Origin of the sequence: Nostoc sp. NMS7 (assembly GCF_017115085.1) — a bacterium.
Classification (GTDB): Bacteria; Cyanobacteriota; Cyanobacteriia; order Cyanobacteriales; family Nostocaceae; genus Nostoc.
Window position 1 is genome coordinate 1 of record NZ_JABXKJ010000264.1, and the last position, 25,121, is coordinate 25,121.

Sequence of the window (25,121 nt, forward strand, 5' to 3'; positions counted from 1 at the left end):
CTCTGATTAACTCAGCCCTGCTGGGTCTTTTTTCATGGCTTAGTCTAAACTCCAGTCTTTAAAGAGTAAAAATAATGCTCTACAGCCAGCCAAAGCCAATCTATCAAAAGTGTCTGTACCTATCCATTCATTAGAAACTTGATCTTGTTCTAAAATGTACTTTTTTGCACCTTGAATGATTCTTCTTTGAGTATCTATGTCTGCTTCTTCCCAACCCGGAAGTTTAGTTAAATCATATTCTAATTCATCATCGTAATATCTACTATTTGATTTTAATGTCATTTCCATGTTTAGCTGTGACCAAGCCCATAGAGTCCCAAACTCCAAACTATCCAAAAATATAAGAACTCTCTCTTTTGGTGGTTGCTCTAGTAGTGGAGTTTCTTCTTGATCATTTTTCCAATCTTCTCTCCAATTTTCTAACATCTGATAATTGGTTTTCATCTGATCAGCTTCGGCTGAATTTAACTCAACAGCCTCAAAGTAAGATGTAAACTGATTACGTAGAATATCATTGGTTTGAGTTGTTGTTACAATTGCATCTATTTGCATTGCATCTTGACGATTAAAACCCCATTCAACTAATTGCGCCCAAATTCGCTGTAAATGTTCCTCTTTAGTGCTTTCTATTTTTTTAATCATCCATAAAATATCTTGATTTAAAATAATGCTTTCTTCTCTCACTGTCACTAATAATTGTCTTAGATTTACTCCTGTATCAGTAAGTAATAATACTATTTGTTCAATTAATTTTCTTCGCTTTTCATCATTCTCAGCAATTTGCAACTCAAATATCTTCTTCCTGCCACTACTTGTTATGATCCTCTGATGTTTTTTACGTTGTATTAAGGCTATCTTGGCAAAACTTTCTGCAATTCCAGGAATATCAAAATGTTCCCATGCTTTTAAAATAATTTCATCTGCTAGTTTTTCAAAGGGATTATCAAAGCATCTCAAACCTTGCTTTTCAACCCACTTGAGGGCTACTAATAAATCAGTAGGTTGGAGCTTTGGTACAAGTTCATGTTTAAGAAAACGCTGATACGCACCAGAGTAATTTCTTCTCTTAGGTGGAGTTATAACGTTAAACAATTCTTCTGCTGTTAAGTGTTCTGGCCAAACTGCTTCTAAACTATATGCTTTAAGTCTGTCATTCTCATCTTCTTCAAGGTTACTGATAGCTAAAGTCTTTAACTTTAATTTTGTATCTAAATCACCAATTAATCCAATAGCCATTGCAGCATTAGCTCTTAGGTGTATAAATTGGAATGAGTCAAGTGCCAAATTTACTAAATCTTCTTGAAGATCATATACTTCACAGATTTTAGCAATAGATATTGCTTCATCTCTTGCTTCCAATGACTTGCTATAATCGTGAATATATGGACGCAATTGTTCAGCTAATCCGGGATGTTTAAGTTTCTTGTACTTAAAATAACTACCTAAATCTCGATTTAGCAGTTTTCCATCATTGTAATACTTCAGTAAAGTATCAACTATTTTTTCTCGGATTTTTCCATCTGTAGGAATATCACTTCTTAAAAGCACATCTGGATCTGTATTGATAATTTCTTCTAGAATATCCGTCCTCATACTTGCTAACCAAGCAGCCGTTTCATGAAGTTGAGGAACTAATTTACATTCTGGATCTTCTTGTGAAACAATTAGACTCATTACCTGAACTAGAGGTATATTATGCTCAATCAAATACCATGCTGCCAGAAATTCAGCGTAGGTTTGATGAGCAAATCCCATTCTATTACTTCCACGAGAAGAAAATAATCCTGTAATAGATAAGATTTCATCTCTAATATCTTTTTCTGTAATCAGAAAACTTTGCTGATTAATGCTTTCTTTTCCTATACATAAATCTCGAATAGCTATATCTGAATGAGGAATATCTGCAATTTCTGGACTTGTCCAGATAGCAGTTCGTTGAGCAAAAATCATAATAACTGCAAGACGACCTGCTATTATCAAGCGTTGATATGAATTTAATTGAAACTCACGTAACTGTAAACGCTCTGGGTTAACTTCTTCACATAACTGTAAACAACCCTGTTTATATAGTTCTTTTTTAGAATCAGGAAATTGTCCATTTTTATAAGTACCTATAAGAAATTTTAATGTAACTGGCTTGATTGCGAACGGAGTAGCTTCCCGATTCAAAATTTCCTGTATGAACTCATCAGAATTTATATTATTTACTTGAGCAGCTTCAATAACATCTACTCTACGTAAAGGAGCTAGTTCATATATCTTAGTATTAGATTTATTCCATTTTTCTTTTAGTTTCTGCTCTAAAGTAGAACTTTCTAACCAAACAGAGGTTCTACAGGTAATCCGAAAATAAAGGCGTTCAGTAGGAAGATGTTCTATTTTATTTTTTAAAGTTCTAACAATTATCTGAAATGAGAGTATGCCTTCATCTAAGCTATCTAAAAAAAGATGCAATTTATGAATTCCGTTAATCCATTGAATAAATATTTCGCTTTGGAATATACGATTCGATAAATCTTGATTTGAGTCAAAATCGCCAAGATTAAACCATAAACAATCATCTTCTGATTCCCGTACTTGTTCTTGTACTTGCTTATATGCTTGCTCGGCTGCTGTGGTCTTACCTATACCTGGCTCACCTAACAGTACTAGACAGGGAATATGGGATATAGCACTAAAGGGTACTACATCAGGATTTGTGATATGCCCATGTTCCAATTCTGGATCTTCTAAAAATCCACCATAGTCGAGTTTGATATTTCCTGTATTCGGACACCAGAATCGTTTCCAGTTATACATACTTTTGAAGATTTTTAAATATAAGGAAACTTAAGTTTACATCAATTTATAAAATAGTGCTTTATTTTACAAAGCGTCAGTAGAAATTGAAACCTTTAGCGAAGTCATGTAACCTTCATTTTTCCTTAGTTTTTGTTACCAGATCATCACTTGCCTATCCTAATTTAGTATCACTCCCCCACCGGGGGATTTTTTAGGACAATGAGCGAAAAACACCGCCATGAACACGCCCAATTATAGTGCCTTACTACAAAGCTTTTGGACACCACCTCGTACACCCATTACAGAAAATTCCAACTCAAATAACCATCCTAATGAACCAACAGATATTACTGAATTTCTAAGTGAAGATTTACTCTGGCAACAGACTATCCCTGCCAAAGAACCTAATCTGAAAAATATCCCTAATGACCTACCAAATAAATTAATTAAAGCACTTCAATCATTAGGAATCACCCAACTTTACTCTCACCAACTTCAAGCCTTACAAGCAATTAGACAAGGTAAAAGTTTAATCCTCACCTCTCCCACAGCCAGTGGCAAAACTCTCAGCACATACCCCGCCATTCTGGAAGGTTGTATAAATGAAGAACATCGAGCATTAGCATTTTATGGACTACGAGCATTGGCACTAGACCAGTTCCACAAAATATCTGAACTACTCTCTACCATACCAACACAATCCAGACCTATACTGTCAATGATCACTGGAGATGTAAAATCAGAAAAACGAGAACAAATCCTCAAGAGTGAACCGCATATTTTAGGTGTCACACCAGAATTAATCCACTTTCAACTCAAGCAAGCCTGGAAATCCGCGCATTGGGCAAACTTTTATCAGCGATTGCGCTATATACTGCTTGACGAAGCTCACACCCTTTCAGGTAGCTATGGCGCAAATATGTTCTGGCTGATTCGTCGCATTAAACTAGCAGTAGATCATTACGGTGGTGACTCCAAGAAACTGCAATTTATCTTCATGAGTGCCACTTGTGGTAATCCTAAACAACTGGCTCTGAAAATCTCTGGTTTGAAACCCACTAAACTCAACCCCAAACCCCTAATTTGGATTCGCAAAAGTGGAGCAGCTTCACCATCTAGACAAATAATTGTTACTCAGCCCAGTTACAATCTGACTGGTGATACCGCTCGAATAATTCAATTTTTGCTCAATCAAGGTAAGTCAGGTATCGCCTTTTGTAACTCCCGTCGCAGCGTGCGGGAACTAACAGAATTACTCAAATCAAACCAAGTAGCCGCTTTCTACAGTGGCATAACCTCTGAGCGTCGGGCAGAAGTAGTTGACCAACTCCAGTCTGGCACGATCAAGTGGATTATTGCCACAGAAGCATTAGAAGCTGGAATTGACCTACCAGAATTAGAATGTTGCATTTTGCGTGGCTGGCCTGGTTCCAAAATGGCATACCAGCAACGCAGTGGCCGCGCCGGACGTTCACAACCTGGACTGACAGTGCTGCTTCCCAATGCTCTCAATCCCATTGACTGCTATGTAGCAGAACATCCAGAAATGCTGGTATCGCCAGAAGCTGAGGAAGTCTTCTTTAATGATGAATATCCCATCTTTGCTGCTAAACATTTGATGTGTGCAGCCGCAGAAACTGGTATTCCTACTAATAAAATCAAGCACTACTTTGGCACAGCAGCTTACGAGGTAGCAAAACTCCTGTTAGCCCAAGGGCATCTAAATAAAGGTCGTAATGGACTGTGGGCAAAGGGTTATCCCCATAAAGATGTTAACTTTCGGGGTGGCTTATCCCAAACTACCATCAAGCTAGTAGATGCAGAATCTGGGGAACAACTAGAGGAAATCTCAGAAGATATTGCTCACCGGGAAGTCCATCCCCAAGCCATCTACAAACGACAAGATGCCAATGGACGAATGCTGACTTATCAGTGCATCTCCCTTGACTTGAACAGCAAGCAAGCAATTTTAAAACAGACAGCAGATAGCCCACTGTTTACAGTTGCAGTTACGGAATCAGAAACCAGTAGCCTAACAGTGCTGACAGATCCGGTGAAGTTACCATTGCTGTTTTCTCAAGTCAGTGAAGTTAATGACTGTAAGGAATACTTAACCTTGGAACTTAGTTTTGGTGAAGTTAAACACATTACCAGTGGTTACAGTTTAATGACCCAAATCTATGAGCAGACTTGTTTGAACAAGCGGTGTTTTAACTACAAAGAGCCGCTACCTAAAGAACGTCGTTGTCGGCTTTGTAGCAAACTCACACGCAAAGCTGTAATTGTGAAAACCCTGTCAGAAGAAAAATTTCAGCAGCCTTTCCGTACTCAATTTTCAGCACCAATGGTCAAAGTAGCGATTAACTCAAGTGCGCGGGAATACCTCCAGCACAATGCCTTGGAAACTAGAACCAATTTAACCCGCAGTGGAGAACCGATTCCACCAGGCTATCAACAGTTGTGGGAATATTCCAGTACCTTGACTGCTATCCACAGCTTTGGGCATCAAATTATGAGAGCGTTACAACTGGTGGCTAGAGTTGACCTAAAACAGGTAAATTTTACAGTAGTGAAGGAGTTAGGGGAAAATAACAATTACACAGGCTATTTCTATGATACCAGTGATGGCGGTAATGGTGCGGCTGAAGCTGTGTTTAAACATCTGCCAAAACTTGCTAGTGCTGCTAAAGCGATCGCACTAGATTGCAATTGCGATACTGGCTGTGCCAAGTGCCTAATTCAACATGGTTGCCCTAATGGTAACACTGCTTTATTAAAGCAGATGGGATTACTGTTGTTAGATGCGATCGCTACACCTGATGTTTAACACTCTCCTGACTGTGAAACTGAGCGCTTGCGTTAGTTTCGCAGTCAAGAGAATGTCAATGTCCCAGATACTCAATCACCGCCTCCAAGTCTGCAATCGCCCGATTAAATCGATTGAGCATTGCTTCTGCTACTTCTGATTGGGCGTTGACAGTCGGTAGTTTTTCCCTTACTACACCTTTTAGTGCTTCTAGCCACAGCGACAAATTTGTATGTCGAACTGCTGTCAACAATCCCATGTTGGTGAGAACAGACAAATGAAACCCAAGTTGGTCTTGTCCACCATAACCCAAATATCCGTTGCTCAGTTCTAGTTTTTCTGGAGTAAATTCAAAATACTGGTCAGAGGTAATACCAGCAGATTCTAGTTTGGGTTGTGGTAATGGAGGTTGGGATTGAGTCATTATCAGTTAGGATTGTTGTACAGCAGGTAATTTTGACATTTGCAAAACACTGTCTGACCAAATACCAAGTTCTTGAATAATCTGGTTTTTAGCTTCTGTGTTATTCCAGGCTTGTTCCCAATTAAACAGCCAGCGTGTGAGAAACCTTCCTAAGTTTGCTAACTCAAAAGCATTGTCAATATCTATATCTGGGGCTATCCACTCAAGAAAATACATAGTCTCTCTAATCAGGCTTTTGACCACATCTTCATGCGTAGAGTCACCGAAAAGTTGACTTATCCGTGCTAAATTAGTTACCAATTTTCCCAATCTAACAGGAATACTATCTTGCACAAAGGTTTCTTGCTCATAAGTTAGGCCACTATTCATCCCAGAAACTCCATAATAATTGCGGCAACCTGTTCTCTAATCTTAACGTCCATAATTTCCATTGAACGATTCTGTCTGGGACGCAGATTAACCATAGACTCATAGATTATCTGTTGTGTGTCAGGTCTAAAACTAGCAGCCCAAATATCGCTCTGCTTACTGCCATCTTCTAGCAACGCCTGTTCACAGTAAAAGTGCATTTCACCTCCCCCAGCCAGAATCCGATGCTCAATATCTACCGCTACCTTAATATAAAACTTTAACTCTTGTAGCATCTGCTCAATTTGCTCCGGTGTAGCACGAACTCTAATAATCTCAATCAAAAAACTTACTCCTATTAAACATAGGTTGCCCTGGCTATCTTGCCTAATTACAACAGCCTTCAGCTATCAAAAGTAATACCCGATTGGTGCATAGCTTTGTAACTAAATTTTCTACTTCCTGCAAGCTGCAATACGTTCTATATCTGTATTGAAGCATAATTAATCGAAGTAATTCATTTGCAGCTTACCGCTGCATTGGAGAGATGTTATATTCTCTCCACCATGCCAGTAATTAATCTTGCCGATATTCAACAAATTACTAAAACACAGCAACAAGTCCTATTACCCAGTCAAAAATTTCATCCAAATCGCTCTGCCTTTGACCCTATAGTTGCAGATAACTTCTCTTTGGTGATGAGACAACTATTTTTAGGACTGACTGTAGAACCTTTATTAAATGCCTATCCTCAAATTGCTCAGTGGGTTGATCAAATACAGGAACTTGCACCAGAAATTTTTCAATCTCGGAAAAAGTTATTAGTCGATAATCCAGTTATTGCACCTCTTGCAATTAATGACGACAAGCACTTTATTCAAGTATTAACAAATATAGCATTTAAACAAGGTATTCCCAGGCTTTATGAATGGGCTATACGCCATCCATATTTAAGCTGGCAAGACCGGGTAAAGTTGTGGACTACGGCTAGACATCAGTTTGACAGGCTGGGAGTGGGATTCACTACTAATAAAAATAGCAAGTTTAAACTTTATGCTTTATGCTCCCTACTTGGCATTGCCTATTCCTAGTTTGGGTGGAGATTTAGTCATCGGAGATACCCTGACTGGCAAGGGTATTTCTTTTATCCGACCAAATTTAAAGTATGAAACTCCCGCATCAACACCTAAACCGAAGCTAAATAATAGTTTGCTAATTAATGGTATCAAATATGAAAATACTAAAGCAGAAAATATGTTGCAAGGAAGTTTATTTTGATGGAAATTAAAATTACTGAGTGGCAACAACTATTTCAAAATTGTGTCAGTAATCCTCCTCTGCCAATTTCCTTGCCCACTATAGCCATTGCCAATCCTCCCTATTGCAAAATTAATCTCTCTTCCGATTCAGAAGTAGCCCGATTTGAGATGGCTTATAAATGGATAAAACACGGAGATGGAAGCTACGTTATTACATCCAAGTTGAAAACCCAAGCAGAACAAGAGTGCTTATTTGTAGAACAGTGTTTAAATCAATTGCAACTTGGTGAAATAGTCTGTATCTTGGTATCTAATGGAATCCTTTCTTCATCTAACCAAGCGCACTTTCGCCGATGGCTATTAGAAGACATGGCTTTACTAATTGCTTCCATTCAGTTACCTACAGAAAACTTTCAGGTAGAATGTGGATTGGGAATTATCACCAGCTTTTTGATTCTTCAGCGCAAAGGTGGAGATTTACCAATACCAGAAGACTACTCAATCTTTATGGCAGTTGCGGATAAAATTGGTTTTGATAGTCGAGGTCATCGTCTGTTTCGTCCAATTACAAATGGGCAACAAACCCAAGAAATTGATAGTGATTTACCCCTGATTCTAGAAGAGTTCAAAAAGTTTATCAAAGAGGTATGGCAAAATAATGTTGATAAATAGCACTTGCTTTAACCACTTCAACCAAGCGCAGATTATCCTCAAATTACTAGCAACAGGAAAACATACACACCCTGAACATTCTACGCTGTGAGCAACAATATATCCAACAATATTTCGCTTCTTAAAAGCTACCAGCCTCTTATCCTTGCAATCCGGGTGTTTGATAAACTCGTGTTGGGAAATTTTCTAAAACATCAGTTTCACTGCTACTGGACTCATGTGCAGGTGCTACATCCTCTTCCGGTAATGGCAACATCCGCGCTGCTGACTCAATCCGTTCATGTAATGCTTGTGTTAGCGTTTTAATATCAGGAATTGTCACCTGACTTTCTAAAGCAGGTTTAACTTGTGTATCCCAAAGAGCCTCACTATCATGCGCCCGTTTTTCATCGGCTTTGGACACCGGAATAATTAAAGGATAAGGAATAGAAGCTTGTCCCTCGGAACTGTAACCAGGACTGGTAATTACGCACTTACCTTGAGGAAATTTCAAAATTTCGTCAGCACTGATTACAGGCATTTTTTGTAAATTCTCACTCCAGCTAATTGAACGGCTCATTTGTCCGCCAAGCGATCGCCCTGTGGTACGATTTTTAATCAGCACTTCCTTCTCACCGTAACGCTTTGAGTAATCCTCAGCCGTTTTGTAGTTACCAGGATTGAACAAAACATGGGTACTACAAGCAGAAGCGATCGCACTCCCCATTTTATCCCCATAAATATCATAAAGTTGCTCTAAACTTTGGATACCCAGAATAAAGCAGGCACCATTGGAACGATATTCATTAATCCACTGAGGTAAGCGGTCTAGTTTTATAGATGGCAATTCATCCAAAGAAATAATCAACGGGTCTTTGCGGGGACGGCTCAAATTACCAACAATCATCAAGTGCATTGCAGCTGCCAGCAGAGGCCCAACCACACTACGGCGTTCATCATCTAGCTTGAACACCACCATCTCTCTACCTTCAAGCTTAGTGGGAATATCCGATTTCCCTATAAATGCCCTCAGTAAATCAGCTTGGATGAAAGATGAGAAAGTACCTGCTGCTGTGGTCAAAATCCCCGAAATAGTCTTCTCTGCATCCTTGGCACTCAAAAATTGAATAAATGAAGTCGCCACCCATTCATCCAACCTTTTTGACTGTACCGCATGGTCAAGACGCTGTACAAGTTTTGGCAACCGCAGCACCGCATAAAGCATCGCCATATCTGGGTAAGGAGAACCCTTGACTAACTGTAAAAGTGCCTTAGCTAACAAGTCCCCGGCTTTAGCAAAGAACTCATCACTTTTACCACCACTGGAAGCATTGCGGTTAATCACTTGTCCAATTTCTCCTGCCATTACCCCATCGCGTGCATCACGCATATAATCCAAAGGATTAATAACACCGCTAAAGGATTCACCGGGGGCAAATACTCGTACTTTATAGCCATAACGTGCAGCTAGGGGTGCATGGAGTCGTAGTTGGTCGCCCTTCTTGTCATAGAGTAAAATCGGGAAACCTTGCTGCATCGCACTTTCTAACATCCGGTCTATGGTTGAGTAGGTTTTACCAGACCCAGGCGCACCTATTACCAGTGTTCCCCTTTCGGCATTGGGAAACCAAACTGTAGGTGCAGCACCAAGCATAGTTTGTATGTTAGCCAGCAACCTCCGCCATTTGCCTTTTACCCAATAGCGAGGAGTACCAGACCACAGGGTAACTTTATTGTGTTTATGCTCCTTGATTTGCTTGAGTGCTAGGTTAGTTGCTGCTAGTTTCTCGCTGATACCGGAGACTTTACCAGTGGTGATTTTTCCCTTACCAGTACCACTGATTTGCAACAACAGTAAAACGAAGAGCATTCCACCGACCATCATCCAACCTTGGGGATTGTTATACTGTTGAAACAACTTGCCAAAGTCAATGCTAGCCAGAGGTGCTTGGAAGGATGACACTTCAATTAATGTCGAGTTAGCAGTGATCTGGTTGTCTGGTAGATTTTTCTGGTAAATGTTCATAGCAGTTAAGTAGGCATTTAGCAGAAATTTTAGCTACCAAGTGAAAGCTAAAGTATTGACCTTCTGGACATTTTTTTAGAGGTGTTAGAAACTCTGAAAAATCATTGACCCATTTAGGCTTCGGCTCTTAAATTTTCTGATTTCAGTTTTTGAAATAGCTCCCTCGTTCGAGGTCAGTGATGAGGTCGGGCTGCACGGGCCGCCATCCTAACTGTTGCTGAGTTTGCGTGCTCGATGTCGGATTGTCGATTGCTGCGAAGTGTGCAAACCAGCCAAAATGATTAGCTGCCTCCTCGGGTGATTTGGTGACCACTGGCACGTTTAGGCGTCTTCCGATGACTTCAGCAATATCTCGCAACGCAACGCCCTCTTCAGCAACCCCATGAAACCTGGTCTCCGCAGCAGGAGCCTTCTCAAGTGCAAGCCTAAAAAGATGGGCCGCATCGAGTCGGTGCACCGCAGGCCAGCGATTGAGTCCGTCGCCTATATACGCCGAAACGCCCTTTTCACGTGCAATGCCGATCAGATGTGGAACGAAGCCGCCGCGATCGCCGTCACCGTGGACTGATGGTGAAAGACGTACCACTGACGCACGCACGCCACGTGACGCAACCGTTGCTGCTGCCTCTTCCGAAGCTACGCGGGGAATGGAACTGGAAGCGGGCACATCTTCTTCGGTCGCCTCGCGACCTGGCGTAACTAGCGCAGTCCCGGAGGTGACGATCAAGGGGCGGTCAGAGCCAGCAAGCGCGGCGCCGAGAGCCTCGATGGCTTGCCTATCTGTCTGGCAGTTAGCCTCGAATTTCGAGAAGTCATGGATGAAAGCGGTGTGAATCACGCCATCCGAGGCGGCGGCTCCACTCTGCAAGCTGTCCAGATCCTCGAGATCGCCTGGATGCACCTGGGCGCCAGCGGCGATAAGAGATTTGGCGGCGGCATCTGAGCGAGCGAGGCCAAGCACCTGATGACCCGCAGTGATGAGTTCCTGAACGATGGCAGAGCCGATGAAGCCTGTAGCTCCGGTAACAAAGACACGCATATTTGAACTCCTTTGGTTTTGTTCTGGATGGACATCCTGCCTTATGGTTTCACCAAGCAGAATGTCTTCTGAGATTGAATAATACGTCTCTTTTTTCATTGAGTAAATTCACAGAAGTCCAAAATTCTTGCCTAATAGTCCACGAGCAACTATAATGACCCTACATGGGATAGCCCCATACTTTGGAGACTTTATGACGGACTTGCAATCTGACCTAGCAGAAATAATCCATCTCTTCTCCCCCGAGGATGGCTTACATGAATCGCTCCTTTCAGGCACTCATTGCATAAAATTCTCTCTACCAGATAGTTACACGAAGCGACACTGGCGTGCATGCTTTGGTATCGTCGCTCAGGGCTGCAAGGAAATTATCCTAGACCGCGAAGTCTATCGATGCGATGGAGGTCATTACACCGCCACTCCGGTTGATTTGCCCGTCACCAGTCGCATCTTTTCGGCGACGCCAGAGAAACCGTTTCTAAGCTTGCTAATAGATTTTGATCCGCTGACTTTGAGCGAAGTCGCTGCTCAGATCGAAAAGGACTTTCCGAAGGAGGTTGAGAATCCTCTGCGTGCGGTATTCGTCGGAAAAGCCAGTGATAAAATGCTGGAAGCCGCGATTCGGCTGGGAAAACTTTTTCAAGTTCCCGAAGACGCGCCCGTGCTCGGGCCTTTGGTGGTCAAAGAAATACTTTATCATCTCTTGAAAGGAGCAGATGGACCGGCGCTCCGGCAGTTTGTTCGCTCCGGAAGCAAAACGCACAAAATATCTCAGGCAATTTACCGCCTAAAATCCGAACTCACTGATGATGTTGATGTCGCAGCTTTGGCAAAGGCTGCGAAAATGAGCCGTTCTGCTTTTTTTAAGCACTTTAAAGAAGTGACGGCAATGAGCCCAATTCAGTATCAGAAGCGTCTCCGTTTGCTAGAGGCCCGGCACCTGATGACCGATGAAGGTGAAACCGCCGAGAGTTCGGCCTTTAAGGTAGGGTACAATAGCGCATCACAATTCAGTCGAGAATATTCACGGATGTTCGGCAACTCTCCTTTGCGGGATGCAATGAAAATTAAAAAAACCGGTCATCCCATTCATCAAATTTAGTGTGTGGCTTGCAGCGATCGTTAGAGATGCTACTAACACCCCAATGCCAGCAGTCCTTTATAAGGATTGGGTCAGATTTCTCCTAAGTTAGAAGTTTTCTCTAAAACTTACAGTATTTTAGAAGTCTGCAACGAATAAAATTCAGAAAGACTCTGCGTTTCTCTGCATTTAAAACCGCTACGATTTTATGTAAAGTGAGCAACTAAGTTTTGAGGCTAACGCCTCATGCGTTGGCCAATCATATTTATGTAGTCCAATGGTTAAATCTAGGGTTTCAAACAACTCTAATCGCTCCAATCAATCTACTGCCAAAACTGCTGCTTCTAATCCCAAAGCTCAAGCAGCTAAATCTAAAGCACCTAACACTCAATTGTCAGACCTTGATATTGACGATATTGACCCAGAACTTCTCAGCGACAGTTATAACCAAGTTAGACGACCGTTACTGCCTTACGGCATTGTCGTTAATGACAAACCCGCTGGACTTCTAATTCCAGAAGACCAGCTAGAAAAGGCTGGCTGGCTTGATATGCCTGATGAAAACGACCTAACCATTGTCACCCTAACGGAAGATGTTACTGGACTCTTAATTACTCAAGCACGTTTACTAGTTTTAGCTTTTGTACCAGAGTATATCCGTTATAAATCAGATGTTGAAGACTTAGGTGGTTCTTTTGTTGGGCTTTATGATGAATACAAACATAACCTTGACAAGAAAACAATGGATGTGTGTTCAGAACATGCACTGGTGTTTCTGGATGAGGATAATCAACCCCTGCATACTACTCCTGTCGTTGTCCGCTTTAAGAATGTAGCTCTCTGGAGTTTTAAGTCGGTGCGTGAGGAATTTTACCGTTCTTTGGAGAAAACCTTTGCTGACTATTTCCAAGTGCCATTTAGCGGCAAAAGCGATAGGTGGCGTAGCTTAGGTGTGCTGTCAGTCGAGTTCAAAGCTGTCAAAGAGGGCGAAGGTAAGAATAAACACGACTGTTGTAAGACTGTAGATTATACCAAACCCACCGTTGAAAATTTGTCTCAATTTTATTTGGGTCAGCCCACAGCTAAAGCCCTCATTTGGCAACAACATGATGCGATCGCTGGTTTTAATGAACCTCAATCCCTACCTGCTTTGCCAGGAGAATCGGTGTCTGTAGACGTGGAAGTATTGCCACCAAATAAGAATAGGAACAAAGCTCAAAGCGTTCGTAAATCCAAACCAGCGACCAAGCCACTTCGCAAAATTCAACTTATTGACGATGACGACTTCCTCGATGAAACCGACGATTTGGAAGCTGAGTTAGACGATGATGATTTTGAGGAGGAAGACGATGAACTAGATGATGAGGAATAGTCCAATGGGCGCATCTATGAATTGGGGGAGTACAAGGGTTTTGATAAGCCTCAACAGCATTGCTTAATGAAACGCTGCACTAAATCGTGTAAGGACTCTTGATTGCGCTAGAAATTGGTGTAGCACGGGCGAGGTGTTTGCACTTCGCCAAACAATTGCTAACTTGACATAGAGCGTTTGGTCTTCGAGCGGTTTGTAGACGACCCCTGCTCGTTGCAAATTCTGGAGTGAAGCTGGGACAAGCGCAACCCCTAATTCCGCTGCCACTAAGCTGACAATAGTTTGCATCTGAGTCGCTTCCTGAGTTACTTGAGGAATAAATCCTGCTTGTTGACACAAACGGATAATCTGATCGTAAAAGCCGCTTCCTAGATGACGTGGAGATAAAATGAAGGACTCCTCGGCGAGTGATGCTAATGACAGTTGTGTTTGAGTCGCAAGCGGGTGTGCTTCTGGCAATACAGCGACGAACGATTCTTGTAAAACCGTTTCCACGCTGAGTTCGTCATCGCTTATGGGCGGACGAATAAAGCCAAGCTGAATGCGATTGTCATGCAGTGCTTCAATTTGCTCGGTCGTGGTCATAAAGAGACTTTCAACTCAACTAGATGCGATCGCCCCAACGGTTCGGAAGATCGATAGAGCCAGTCCACTCTCTACCCTTTAGGATGTTATGCAGAAACTTTCAACCTATTCACCAAAATGAGCGTCTTATGCGGAAATATTCGGCTTAAACAGCGGCTTTGGAGTATTACACAGAAACTTTCTGGCTATCCGCCTACTACGGGATCTTAGACAGAAACTTTCAGTCTAATAATAGTTAGATGGAACTGGATCTTGGGACAACCCTCTCGCCTTCGATACTGGCCCTAAATTTGCTCCCGCGAGGACAGTATCGCGCGGCAGCGCAGTCGAACAGTATGAAGGACAAATCGATGGCAGCTATCAAAGACTTGAGTGTGCAGCAGTTTTACCATGGTACGAAAGCCGACTTGAAGCCGGGGGACTTGATCGAGCCTGGCTATCCTTCTAATTACGGGAAGAGGAAGAAGGCGGCCTACGTCTATCTAACCGCCACCTTGGATGCAGCAATCTGGGGAGCCGAGCTTGCCCTCGGCGAGGTTCCCGGTAGAATCTACTTGGTGGAACCGACCGGCTCGTTTGAAGATGACCCCAATCTGACGGACAAGAAGTTCCCGGGCAATCCCACAAAATCATACCGCTCCCGGGCTCCGCTTCGGGTCACGGGTGAGGTCAGGGATTGGCAGGGGCACTCACCTAAAGAACTCAAAGCCATGAAGGACGGCCTTGAACGACTTAGGCAACTCGGAGTTGAGGCGATTGAGGACTGAGTCCCACTCGTCCATCTAACAATTCGCTTGGAGCGGACTTCGGAAAAATCCGGGTGTTGGGTTCAAGGTTATTTGAAGCCGCTCAAGCGAACCGTTCGGCGGCTTGCGTGCGGTGTTGTATATTGAATTAATATGCCAAATCAACCTGCACTCCTAATCGAGCTGCTACGCGCAGCGTATGCAGCCTTCAACGCGCGAGACATTGATGCCGCCCTCGCCCTCATGACTCCCGACGTGGCCTGGCCGAAGGCGTTCAAAGGTGGTTTTGTCCGTGGGACTGAGGAAGTCCGCGCTTACTGGACAGAGCAGTGGAGCGAGATCAATCCACACGTCGAGCCGATTGCCTTTTACACGGAGTCCGCTGGGCAGGTCTTAGTCGAGGTGCATCAGGTCGTGCGGGATCTGGCCGGAGCCGTGCTTGCCGATGAACACGTTGGTCACCGTTTCACCATTGAGCATGGCTTGATTCAAGCCATGGAGGTCTGTCCACTTCCATCGTCTGGCCTCAGTGCTTAAGCATGCGCTGTAGTCACAACTATCACAGCCACTGGTGATTTTGCTTTTGTTTCAGCTGATGTGCCAAAAGATGCCATCTTCTGTTTAAACAAGCATCGCCACCCTATCATTAGACAAGCCGCCGAACAAAGCGCTGCACCTGACCGCCTACGTTCCAGTCGCTGCGATCGTTCCTCTCTTCGCTCCTTCCACTCCTCCGGCAGGTGAGCTTGTCGTTAGACTGATCAAAAACCGTTGCATAGCACTCTTCATCCACCACTGACCTAGATACCGATTTAATGGGAATTTCCTAGAGGTTTTAGATGAAAATACCCTGCCGTAGCTAAGATGACTATGGCAGAGTTTTATTCTAGATTTCGAGTTATCAACTTTGGGATTTTTTACTATTAGTGAAAAGCTGACTATCAGCAAGTTGATAGCCAGTGCCATTGAAACAAAAATTCAATTGACGTAGCTGCTCTTGCTCGGTTTGCAGTACCTTAATGCACGGTAATGCCTGACCTCGGTTCTCTCCCACTGACAACAAATGCTTATCTGGTGGCAGATTGGAATTCAAGTAACTCAAGAATACCTGAGTAATTGGTCTATCCTTTCTGAGCCAGTAACCAGTATACAGACATCCCAAAGCACCACAGACATCAGGCGTATTCAAGTTAAAAACTGCGAACCTGCCGTCTTTTCCTTCCACACTCCAAGCCAGTATATTTTTAGCAGATACTTTGGCATTCAACTCTGTATTTTCTACAATCACCTGTTCAATTACTGAAGCAGGCACAACATTAACAGCTTTGTTCCAAGTAACGGTTGCCGCATTTAAGCTACAGCCCCCTAAGCTCATGAGAATCGACAGCAACAAAAAGATGCCCAAACCAATGCGAAACCAATGAATCCAGTAGCGCACCCTCATAGTCGGTGCTGGTAATTGATATGCAGTTGTCTTCAGTGGTTGAGACTGACTAGGGGAGGCGGAGTCAGAATAAACTCCCTTTCCTTCCGCTGTTTGCCCAAAGTGTATTTTGGAATTGGTATCAGTATCAAATGTTTCTTTTATCTCATGGTGTGAGGTAATAGAAGTTTTAGATAAATCTGTCATACTCTACATCCCATTTTCAGTATTTTTAGCAGTGCTGATGTAGCTATAATTTACATTGGGAGAACAGGTCAGCGTTCCATTATCGCTATTACCATTGCGATAACTAGCTAAAGCAGTTTTGCCGTAATCTTTGAGACTGAGGCGACCGAGGGCATCTGAGCCATTTCCATCAACTTTGCTGTAATCACCACCAAAATGCTTTTGAGCCACTCGTTCAATTAGGCGTTCACCCGTAAATGGCTGTCTTGTGGCCGGATCGATTTGCTCTTGTGTCACTTGAATTTTGTTGGCCATATCAGCTATAAATGCCCTATCTTGGTCAGCTGGAGGAAAAAACTCAAATAGTTCAGCCTCTGTTGGTTGATGCCCTTGCTCCACTTGACTGAGGAACTCTTGACCTCCAGGCTTGGCAGCAATTAACTGCACTGCGTAGGGGTTATAACTCATGAACTGGTAGCGACCGAGAGCGCGACCACAATTTAAACCCCCATCCGCACAGGTATGTATGCCAATGGCTTTGTAATCCCCGCTACCAGCGCTCTCAATTTCCGCGATCGCATTTAAGAGCGATTGCGCGAAGCGCACTGCCGGAGGCAATCGCAAATCAATACCGGAGAATGATTGATCTGTTATCGACCGACTACCATTACTAAACGTGCATGGATTAATCTTCTCTCTTACTCCAGTACCGCTGGTAATGCTAGCTTTAGGCTCTCTTGTAGCTCCAGTTGGTAAAGACGCAGTATTTGTCCTCTGTTCACTCAAATTGCCTACAAATATCAGGGAGTTAACCTTGTAGCTGAAAAAAGGAACAGGCCCGATAAAGTAAGGTGTACAACCCATTCGCCAAGCACAAAACCGAAAGAACAAAGCCGTATCTACCATATCAGTAGTTTCATCCGGCTCCATTACCACCACCTTAAAAGCTTTACCAAACGGTAGCCTTCCTGTTGGTTCCCGACCGTTATTCACTGCTTTCAGGATACCCTGTCCGCCCTCGACTTCTTGGTATTTACCGGAAATCCACTGTTTACCTTCTAACTTACCGCGATCGCGGAACTCCCTACCACCTGCATTTTCCAAATCATCCAATTCTAAATAGGCGCAGTCTTTTTCAGTACAAGGCACAGAAAACCCTTGCACGTCTGAACCAGAAATCGTATTGTTACGGCGGTTTTCTGCTGGCCCATAAACTACATCAATCCGCATTACCAAGCTACCAATTTCAGTGATGGGATTAGGCATTAATCCTAAAGGTACTTGTCCCAAACCAGGAATATCCGAAACATTGCTATTCATCCAACCTGTAAATTGTTGTAGCTGTACTGCATCTAAGTTAGGAATTGAAGAGATAGAAAACTTTGACAAGTCGATTTCTCCCAGCTTCATTTGCCCAACTTCATACTGTGTTAGTACCTGAGCTAGTGTTAAATTAGATGCGGCAATTAAGTGAGATTTTAGTAAGGTTGCAACAGGTGTAATATTGTTTACTTGTGTCTTAGCTAATTCTGGAACAACCTGAGCTAAATGGCTCAATGTCTGCTCCCCAATCAGGGGAAATTCACTCAGGGCAATTTTGTTTAAATCTATACTGTTGATGTCTGTGTTCGCCTGGATCGCCTGCAAAGAAAACTCCTCTGCCTGTAATGCTTCACTGATATCTCCTAACTTCAAATATTGGTCAGGAGTCATACCCACATTCCAAGTGCGACTCAGGTCATAACCCAGTGTTTGACTGTAGGGACTGCCATCAATTGCACCGGATTGACTGATACCTGTTAGCTGGCCTAGAGAAATGCGGCTCCAGTCTGGGAGCAAAACTTTAGTAGCAGGTAGTCGAGACTGAGGATTTGCAACTTCTACAATTCGAGTCGGTAAATTGCCATCACCAATTGTGTTGATTGTAGCTTGTGCGGCGATGCTATAAATAATACAAGTAATGACAACCAGAAGAGATATCCATGCTTTTTGAACGTTCATAATTTCAGGTTTAAAAATGACAGCAACTATACCCCAATCAGCAAAGTGATTTATTGAATAAAAACCCAATTAATTGTTGCTTATGGGGTATAGGAAGAGAGTGAAAATATGACTTATAACTCTAGCTCCTCTTCTGCTGACTGTTGACTTTTCTTAGACTTGTAACCGGAGCCTGAGCCATATCCTGGTAATTGAGGATTGGGATTAGCAGCCGATTCAGTGTAAGGTGTATCCCCAAGATTGATTTCAAAAATATTCTCTTGATAACCATCCCTAAATTGGTCTGCTTGCCAGGGATTACTACTATCTCCAGAACTTGATTGCTCAATACCGTAACCTTCAGATTGATAGCCACTGCCAGATTGATAATTACTACTGTCGTCAGTATCAAGATTTTGGTTAATTGTGGGTTCGTTATTCATTGACATTACCTGAAAAACCTGTATCAATGCCAGCATAAAAAGATTTATCTAATATCAGCCTTCACCTATTGGACATTAATTTTTTAGCCGATTGGCTATTTTTGGTGATGCGCTCATATCGAGATGATAAATGGAGCAAATGAATTTAATTTCACCAGAAATAATGGCAGAAATTAGTAATGGTAATAGTACCAAACTGCCAGACAACACCTTAAAAATGCTGCAAATTCTGGCAAGTTTAAATACACCAAAAGAATTATTAGCAAGTCTTTTGGAAATAGCTGAATTTTCCCTACACCATGTTCGCTACCTTGCAGGGCCATTGGTAATTCATCGCAGTCCTTGGAGTGATACGATTCCCCAATGGCTCAAGTTTGCTTGTATTCAGGATCGATTGGAACTTATCTTCACTGAATACGAACAGAATCAGGTTGGTGTTTCCAGCACAGCCACAGAAGTTCTTACCTACATGATGCCAGCAACTTACGAAGCACCTCTGCATAGGGACTACGCTGACCTTTATCTTTGGGTAGGTAATGAAGTTTTAACCAAATACGATAAATTACCAAAGGGTTGCAAGAGTTTTTATGAATTTATAGGTGATGGTGATACGAGCAATGCCAGCAATGCCAGCAATAATCGCATCATTCATTTTAATCAGGTAAAAAATGAATTCAACTATCTTAGCAGGTCAATTCGACGCAGCATAGTTAAACACGCAGCACAAGAGGGATGGGGTAAGCGTAATGTTAATGCCAAGCCTAACTTAGACTCGACCCAAAGCACTCCAACTCCTAAACCTTCATCAAATTCAACTGTGCAAATTAGCTTGTTCTGAATTTTCCAGAAATCCTCAGTCTATTCAAATTTTCATCTGAGGATTTTTCTGTTAAATGGAAGCAATCGCTTCTTTAATTATGAACATAAATTTCCAAGTTAGTCATCATGAATACTCAAGAAAATCAAGAGATTTTAAATCATCTCATCATTGAAATTACAGCCTTATATGCCATTGTGATGCTCGTTGATTTCGTTGTGGGAATAGTCCATTTATGGCATGAATTTACACTCAATATTGAATCCTATACCAACAACACAACATCTGAACAATCACACATTGAATCTAGTGATATTAAGAAATCTCTCAACTGGGAAAATCAAAATCAATCAACTAACCGTATTACATCAAAACCAGAACTTCAACCAGACAACTTTATTAGCATTGATGTAGACAAAATTGATTTACGAACAGCCAGAAAAATTGCTACTGCCATAAAAAAAGCTTCAACATCCAATCCTGACTTAATTATCAAACAAAAAGTCAACAGTAAAAGTGTTCCTTTAGCCTGGTTGCAAGCACAGATTAAGCATCGTTTAGAACTGGCACCAGAAATTGTCACACCCATTATTAGAGAATTGGCTCCTACTGCTTTGATATCTGTTCGAGAGAATATTCAGCATTCTAACATTGCAAAAACAGGTAAACGTCAAGTCAGTTAATCATATAAAGAGAGGAATATCGATATGGCGGTTATCGCTCGGATGAGAAGACAAAAGTACTTGCTGTACAATCTTTCCAGCAAAGTTTTTGTATCTCCCTCAACTGCACACCGCTATAGTATTACCTCTCTTTAATAGGTTTTCAAATCTTTGTATAAAACTAATTTGAAGTTGCTAGATATACAAGCTATCGCTTCTAGGTGATAAATTCAAATTTAATTCATTATGGCTATAAGCTTAATAAATACAAATAACACCAGTATTTATACTCCAGAATATACTCTTGCTTCCAATGTTTCAACTCTTAATTATGCTCTCCAACCTCTGTTTCATGCAGAAATTTTAGCCATAGATTGTGAAACAACAGGACTTGACCCTCTAACTGATTCTATTAGACTGATTCAAATAGCTGCACCAAACCATCCAGTACTGCTAATTGATTTACCAGCTATTCCCAAAAGCGATCGCCAACTGCTCAAAAAACTGCTTTGTAACTCTGCCGTCAAAATTGCTCATAATGCCAAATTCGACTGGCAATTTCTCACACTCGCAGGACTTCAACCCTCTGGTCAATTCTTTGATACCCAACTTGCTTATAAAGTTCTAACCGCAGGATTAAAAACAAGCTCATCCTTACAAAATATAGCTAAAAAGCTACTACACCTTCAACTAGATAAAACTCAACAAATCAGCGATTGGTGCAAACCTCTTAAATCGGTTCAATTGCACTATGCCGCCGTAGATGCTGCCATATTACTTGACCTTTACGCAATTCTCCTCCAGAAGTTAAAGCAGGCAAAGTTACTCAAAATTGCCCGACTGGAATTTCAGTGTATGCCTGTTGTAGCTCAAATGGAACTTAACGGAATGCTATTTGACTTGTCCCGATGGCAGATACTGGGTGCAAAACTAGAAGCTGAAAAAACAGATGCTTTAAACCAACTCAAGCAACTCCGTATTGCTAGTTCTCAGATGTCATTGCTGCCAGAACTGACAGATGCAGTAAACCCGAATTCACCTCAGCAAGTTTTGGCTGCTCTACAAGCTCTTGGTATCAAAATCAACTCAACTAATCAAAGTAAATTAGTTTCTTTAGCTGCACAGTATCCCATAATTCAAGCATTGCTAGATTACCGCCGTCTATCTAAAATTATCGGCACTTTTACCGAGAAACTACCCCAGCATATCCACCCCAAAACTGGGAGAATTCATCCCAACTATTATCAATTAGGGGCAAAATCCGGTAGATTTTCTTGCCGCAAACCACCTCTACAAAATATTCCCCGTGATCAAGCCGCTCGTAGCTGCTTCATTGCTGCCCCTGGCTATAAAATTATCAAAGCCGATTACTCCCAAATAGAACTACGAATTATGGCTCGGCTTAGTGGTGATACAAAGATGTGCCAAGTCTATCGCCAGGGGGCTGACTTACATCGATTAACAGCATCTCTAGTAACTGGAAAACATATCAATGAAGTGACTGAGGAAGACCGCAGATTAGCAAAAGCAATAAACTTTGGATTGATTTTCGGTATGGGCGCTGCCAAACTCCAAATTTACGCCCAAGTAAAATATGGGGTGGCAATGACATTAGAACAAGCAAAAGCTTTCAGTCAACGATTCTTTGAAGCTTATCCTGGAATAGCTAGGTGGCATGAAAACATCAAACGTAAATACATCAAAGGCATTAAGGAAAGTCGTACACTAGCAAACAGACGACGGAGATGGGTAAACAAGCCCCGACTATCAGAGCTATTTAACCATCCAGTACAAGGTTTAAATGCCGACATCAACAAATTAGCTATGGTAAAACTTTCAACGACCTTAGCTAAATTCAGAACAAAACTCATCTGTGTAAGGCATGATGAAATTGTACTGGAATGTCCAGAGACTGAAGTTGACCAAGTTAGCTATATATTACACAATTGTATGGTTGCTGCTGCCCAAAAGTTTCTCAGCCCTATTCCAGTTGTTATAGATATTAAAACATCAAATAGCTGGTGAACTACCCCAACTTGCCCAGTACGACTGAAGTTGGATTTGCAGTCAAGCTATTCTGAAAAGATTTGTCAAAAACTCAATTGCCCTCCTCACAGTATAGCTCGTGCAAAAATGTGGTTAGAGGGCGTTTCGTTTTTGATCCGAAGCACTATCCCCGCCCTATCCTAATACCATTTAGTTAAGGACATTTATCTGTTAGGGCGGGCTGTTCTTGAGCAGGGGAAGCAGGGGGAGAAAAAGGCTTAATCCAAGCGTATTGCACCCTATCTACTATTTCTGGCTATTCCTGAATCGGTATTCTAGCGATTATAAATAACGGAACTATTTTAACTATATCTGCTTACGCAGATTGAGAGTGATTCCAGAGTTTAAAACCCCGCTTACTTGGGTTTTATTTGTGTGTCTATAAACTCTGTGACTGACAAATACCCAGGGCAAGCGCATCTTGTCAATAAGAAAGCCCTAATATCAATAAAGACCCAAATAATCGCATTAAGCCCTAGTTATTGATCATAGATTAGGTATCGCTATTAGCCTCTAGAAATAAACCGAACCATAAATTCCTGTTCTATCGTTAACATATAAAATGTATTTTTTGTCAATCCCATTTGAGATGCGCTTACCCTGGACAAATACCTGATGTAATAAATAAGTTAAAGCTTTCAACTATTTGAGGTGTATTAATGTCTAATCCCCGGATTTTAGGGGCAAGAGAAATTCATCTAATTTCACTCTACAGTCACTGGGAATTTGGTATGAAACCAGAAGAATTTTATGCCAAATGGGATGTGAGTTATGAACAAATTGCCTTAATATGCTGTCGTTCTGATTCTACGGTCAGAGGTTGGTTTAAGCAAGGTAAGTTTAGACGCTATCCTCAGCCTAATGATTTACGACATTTGGCATTCATGGACTTTTTACTGGAACATTTTGAAGAAGTTCCCGAACAACTTTGGCAATTGCTATGTCTGACTCATTCGCCTTGATCTCAATAACATTTCTATTCTACATATAGCAATCCGGTTTGATTATTGAAAAGTTTTTAAAACAAAAGCTTTGCCCTGCAAGGTTTTCAGACTCAGTACACAATATTTCATTCCAGTCGGAATGCTATATATCTGTCCAATAAATCTAATCCACACATAATCACAATTGTCAATACCAATTTGACCTGTCTTTGAGTATACCTCCTCGTTTAAGGTAAATATTGGCGATTTAAAAGCACATAACATGGTTATTTTACAGCATTTTTAAGGTGTAGAATATGACTTATTCTGAGCAATTAAAACCGTGGTGTATTGTCCGTGATATTCCCAATCAAGAAAATATTGTTGTGAAAAGATTCCGCCGACGTGATGATGCTGTTGCTTATCTGCAAGTGTTGAAGCAGTCAGCGAGAGATATTGCTTTTAAAATCATTTTTAAGGCTCAAAACGTCAAGATCCCACGGGAAAATGAAGCTTTGAATGGTTCCTTTTGAGAAGATTTGAAAATAGTAAAATTACTAAAATACTTTGAACTCAAAGTGGGTGAAAGCAAGGCAAGCGGTGTTACCGAGTAGGAATTATTGAGCATGATTCGCCAGTCCGTAGGCGTAATAAATTTGGCTCTACCGATCCCCTTATGGTAATTAAACCTCAATCAGGGTGAAAGCCTTATAAGGCAAGGTTTATCAAGATTAAACATATTATTTTGGTTAAAATGCTTACAGGGTAAAGCTTTTAAGGATTTTCAACCCGATTTTGCATAAGGGGATCGGTAGAACCATAAATTTTCATCAGGTTATGAACTGCATATCTTATTGAAAACATAATGCCAAATCTAGCATTTGATAATGCTTTGAAATTGACTTATTTAGTTAGATTCTTAGTGAATTGTCTGTTGGATTTAGAAACAATCAGCAGTGATACAGATAAAATCGATCAGACTATTCAAGAAATTACTATTTGGCATGATACCGTTATCACAATATTTCAATCCAACTAATATATTTAATAAATAGAGATGCACATTAACGGTAAATGTGTGTAGTAATGCCGCTCATCAGGCAGTTCTATTACCCTTCCAACTCTCGTAGCAATGCCTCATTTATCCTTATTAATACCAATTAAGTTAGCTCACCTTGTTGCCCAACAATCTGAGCGAGCGATCGCATTGCTTGCCGGCGGCGATCGCTTCTACTAATATATTTCCTTGCTTGGATGGGAGATCGCTTATTTTCCTCTAAGAAAAAGTTGAGGGTAGGCGATGTCTACTACGGGCTGCTCGGTGTCGCTTGGGTTTTCCTCTCTACGAGACGCGCTACTCCCGTTCGCTTGATTGGGGGAGGGATCGCCAGTGTTAATCAAACAACGCTATGGCTACCAAGAATTTCACTCCCAACCCGAACATTGGAAACTGGTGGGTTTTCTAACCTTCCCATGTGCCACTATTACAAAGGTCATAGTATAAATCATGACTTTTAGCTCAT

General features: G+C 41.7%; 23 protein-coding genes. 13 read left to right on the forward strand and 10 right to left on the reverse strand.

Annotation, left to right across the window (positions count from 1 at the left end; all coding sequences use genetic code 11):
- Positions 1-39: 39 nt before the first annotated feature.
- On the reverse strand, positions 40-2,799 hold the full coding sequence (locus HWQ38_RS38885) for a hypothetical protein (protein WP_292805464.1): 2,760 nt from the start codon (positions 2,797-2,799) through the stop codon (positions 40-42).
- Positions 2,800-3,019: 220 nt separating this feature from the next.
- Between HWQ38_RS38885 and HWQ38_RS38890 the strand changes: the two genes are divergently transcribed.
- On the forward strand, positions 3,020-5,608 hold the full coding sequence (locus HWQ38_RS38890) for a DEAD/DEAH box helicase (RefSeq protein ID WP_292805467.1): 2,589 nt from the start codon (positions 3,020-3,022) through the stop codon (positions 5,606-5,608).
- Positions 5,609-5,663: 55 nt separating this feature from the next.
- On the opposite strand, the gene HWQ38_RS38895 is transcribed toward HWQ38_RS38890, so the two are convergent.
- Genes HWQ38_RS38895 through HWQ38_RS38905 form a run of 3 tightly spaced genes read right to left on the reverse strand, consistent with a single transcriptional unit; the run spans position 5,664 to position 6,703 of the window.
- Entirely contained in the window at positions 5,664-6,011 is a 348-nt protein-coding gene (locus tag HWQ38_RS38895) for a hypothetical protein (protein ID WP_292805470.1), read from the reverse strand.
- Positions 6,012-6,017: 6 nt separating this feature from the next.
- Positions 6,018-6,380: a hypothetical protein gene (locus tag HWQ38_RS38900; RefSeq protein WP_292805473.1), complete on the reverse strand. Its 363-nt coding sequence runs from the start codon at positions 6,378-6,380 to the stop codon at positions 6,018-6,020.
- On the reverse strand, positions 6,377-6,703 hold the full coding sequence (locus HWQ38_RS38905; protein WP_292805476.1) for a DUF5674 family protein: 327 nt from the start codon (positions 6,701-6,703) through the stop codon (positions 6,377-6,379). The genes HWQ38_RS38900 and HWQ38_RS38905 overlap by 4 nt, the downstream gene beginning before the upstream one ends.
- A gap of 222 nt (positions 6,704-6,925) precedes the next feature.
- Between HWQ38_RS38905 and HWQ38_RS38910 the strand changes: the two genes are divergently transcribed.
- The 3 genes from HWQ38_RS38910 to HWQ38_RS38920 are packed head-to-tail and all read left to right on the forward strand — an operon-like array spanning position 6,926 to position 8,290.
- Positions 6,926-7,450, forward strand: coding sequence for a hypothetical protein (locus tag HWQ38_RS38910; RefSeq protein ID WP_292805479.1), 525 nt, complete (start codon positions 6,926-6,928; stop codon positions 7,448-7,450).
- A complete protein-coding gene (locus HWQ38_RS38915) occupies positions 7,413-7,637 on the forward strand; it encodes a hypothetical protein (protein WP_190234168.1) in 225 nt (74 codons plus the stop codon). Before HWQ38_RS38910 ends, HWQ38_RS38915 begins: the two co-directional genes overlap by 38 nt.
- The gene (locus tag HWQ38_RS38920; protein WP_292805484.1) at positions 7,637-8,290 is read left to right on the forward strand and encodes an N-6 DNA methylase; all 654 of its coding nucleotides are present in this window, start codon (positions 7,637-7,639) and stop codon (positions 8,288-8,290) included. The genes HWQ38_RS38915 and HWQ38_RS38920 overlap by 1 nt, the downstream gene beginning before the upstream one ends.
- A gap of 139 nt (positions 8,291-8,429) precedes the next feature.
- Here HWQ38_RS38920 and HWQ38_RS38925 read toward each other — a convergent pair whose 3' ends face one another.
- Positions 8,430-10,295, reverse strand: coding sequence for a type IV secretion system DNA-binding domain-containing protein (locus HWQ38_RS38925; protein ID WP_292805487.1), 1,866 nt, complete (start codon positions 10,293-10,295; stop codon positions 8,430-8,432).
- Between the two features lie 142 nt (positions 10,296-10,437).
- Positions 10,438-11,433 carry an SDR family oxidoreductase gene (locus HWQ38_RS38930; protein WP_292805490.1) on the reverse strand — a complete coding sequence of 332 codons (996 nt, stop codon included), beginning with the start codon at positions 11,431-11,433 and terminating at the stop codon, positions 10,438-10,440.
- A 94-nt stretch (positions 11,434-11,527) separates the two neighbouring features.
- On the opposite strand from HWQ38_RS38930, the gene HWQ38_RS38935 reads away from it, so the two are divergent.
- On the forward strand, positions 11,528-12,436 hold the full coding sequence (locus HWQ38_RS38935; protein ID WP_292805492.1) for an AraC family transcriptional regulator: 909 nt from the start codon (positions 11,528-11,530) through the stop codon (positions 12,434-12,436).
- A gap of 256 nt (positions 12,437-12,692) precedes the next feature.
- Complete coding sequence (locus tag HWQ38_RS38940) at positions 12,693-13,787, forward strand: DUF5895 domain-containing protein (RefSeq protein WP_292805495.1); 1,095 nt, start codon at positions 12,693-12,695, stop codon at positions 13,785-13,787.
- A gap of 63 nt (positions 13,788-13,850) precedes the next feature.
- On the opposite strand, the gene HWQ38_RS38945 is transcribed toward HWQ38_RS38940, so the two are convergent.
- A complete protein-coding gene (locus HWQ38_RS38945; RefSeq protein ID WP_292805498.1) occupies positions 13,851-14,372 on the reverse strand; it encodes a LysR family substrate-binding domain-containing protein in 522 nt (173 codons plus the stop codon).
- 335 nt (positions 14,373-14,707) lie between these two features.
- On the opposite strand from HWQ38_RS38945, the gene arr reads away from it, so the two are divergent.
- On the forward strand, positions 14,708-15,139 hold the full coding sequence (gene arr, locus HWQ38_RS38950) for an NAD(+)--rifampin ADP-ribosyltransferase (RefSeq protein ID WP_366933404.1): 432 nt from the start codon (positions 14,708-14,710) through the stop codon (positions 15,137-15,139).
- 132 nt (positions 15,140-15,271) lie between these two features.
- On the forward strand, positions 15,272-15,655 hold the full coding sequence (locus tag HWQ38_RS38955; RefSeq protein ID WP_292805504.1) for a nuclear transport factor 2 family protein: 384 nt from the start codon (positions 15,272-15,274) through the stop codon (positions 15,653-15,655).
- A 364-nt stretch (positions 15,656-16,019) separates the two neighbouring features.
- Here HWQ38_RS38955 and HWQ38_RS38960 read toward each other — a convergent pair whose 3' ends face one another.
- The 3 genes from HWQ38_RS38960 to HWQ38_RS38970 all read right to left on the reverse strand — a co-directional run bounded on the left by HWQ38_RS38960 (position 16,020) and on the right by HWQ38_RS38970 (position 19,150).
- Positions 16,020-16,748 (reverse strand): hypothetical protein, encoded by a 729-nt coding sequence (locus tag HWQ38_RS38960; protein WP_292805507.1) that lies wholly within the window; start codon positions 16,746-16,748, stop codon positions 16,020-16,022.
- Positions 16,749-16,751: 3 nt separating this feature from the next.
- A complete protein-coding gene (locus tag HWQ38_RS38965; RefSeq protein WP_292805509.1) occupies positions 16,752-18,728 on the reverse strand; it encodes a M23 family peptidase in 1,977 nt (658 codons plus the stop codon).
- Between the two features lie 113 nt (positions 18,729-18,841).
- Positions 18,842-19,150, reverse strand: coding sequence for a hypothetical protein (locus HWQ38_RS38970; protein ID WP_292805512.1), 309 nt, complete (start codon positions 19,148-19,150; stop codon positions 18,842-18,844).
- A 139-nt stretch (positions 19,151-19,289) separates the two neighbouring features.
- On the opposite strand from HWQ38_RS38970, the gene HWQ38_RS38975 reads away from it, so the two are divergent.
- The 5 genes from HWQ38_RS38975 (at position 19,290) to HWQ38_RS38995 (ending at position 24,131) form a co-directional block, all read left to right on the forward strand.
- On the forward strand, positions 19,290-19,988 hold the full coding sequence (locus tag HWQ38_RS38975) for a hypothetical protein (RefSeq protein ID WP_292805515.1): 699 nt from the start codon (positions 19,290-19,292) through the stop codon (positions 19,986-19,988).
- Positions 19,989-20,095: 107 nt separating this feature from the next.
- A complete protein-coding gene (locus HWQ38_RS38980; protein ID WP_292805518.1) occupies positions 20,096-20,650 on the forward strand; it encodes a hypothetical protein in 555 nt (184 codons plus the stop codon).
- A 225-nt stretch (positions 20,651-20,875) separates the two neighbouring features.
- On the forward strand, positions 20,876-22,654 hold the full coding sequence (locus HWQ38_RS38985) for a bifunctional 3'-5' exonuclease/DNA polymerase (RefSeq protein WP_292805521.1): 1,779 nt from the start codon (positions 20,876-20,878) through the stop codon (positions 22,652-22,654).
- Between the two features lie 680 nt (positions 22,655-23,334).
- On the forward strand, positions 23,335-23,637 hold the full coding sequence (locus HWQ38_RS38990; RefSeq protein WP_069069453.1) for a hypothetical protein: 303 nt from the start codon (positions 23,335-23,337) through the stop codon (positions 23,635-23,637).
- A gap of 278 nt (positions 23,638-23,915) precedes the next feature.
- Positions 23,916-24,131 carry a hypothetical protein gene (locus HWQ38_RS38995; RefSeq protein ID WP_292805524.1) on the forward strand — a complete coding sequence of 72 codons (216 nt, stop codon included), beginning with the start codon at positions 23,916-23,918 and terminating at the stop codon, positions 24,129-24,131.
- Positions 24,132-25,121: the final 990 nt, after the last annotated feature.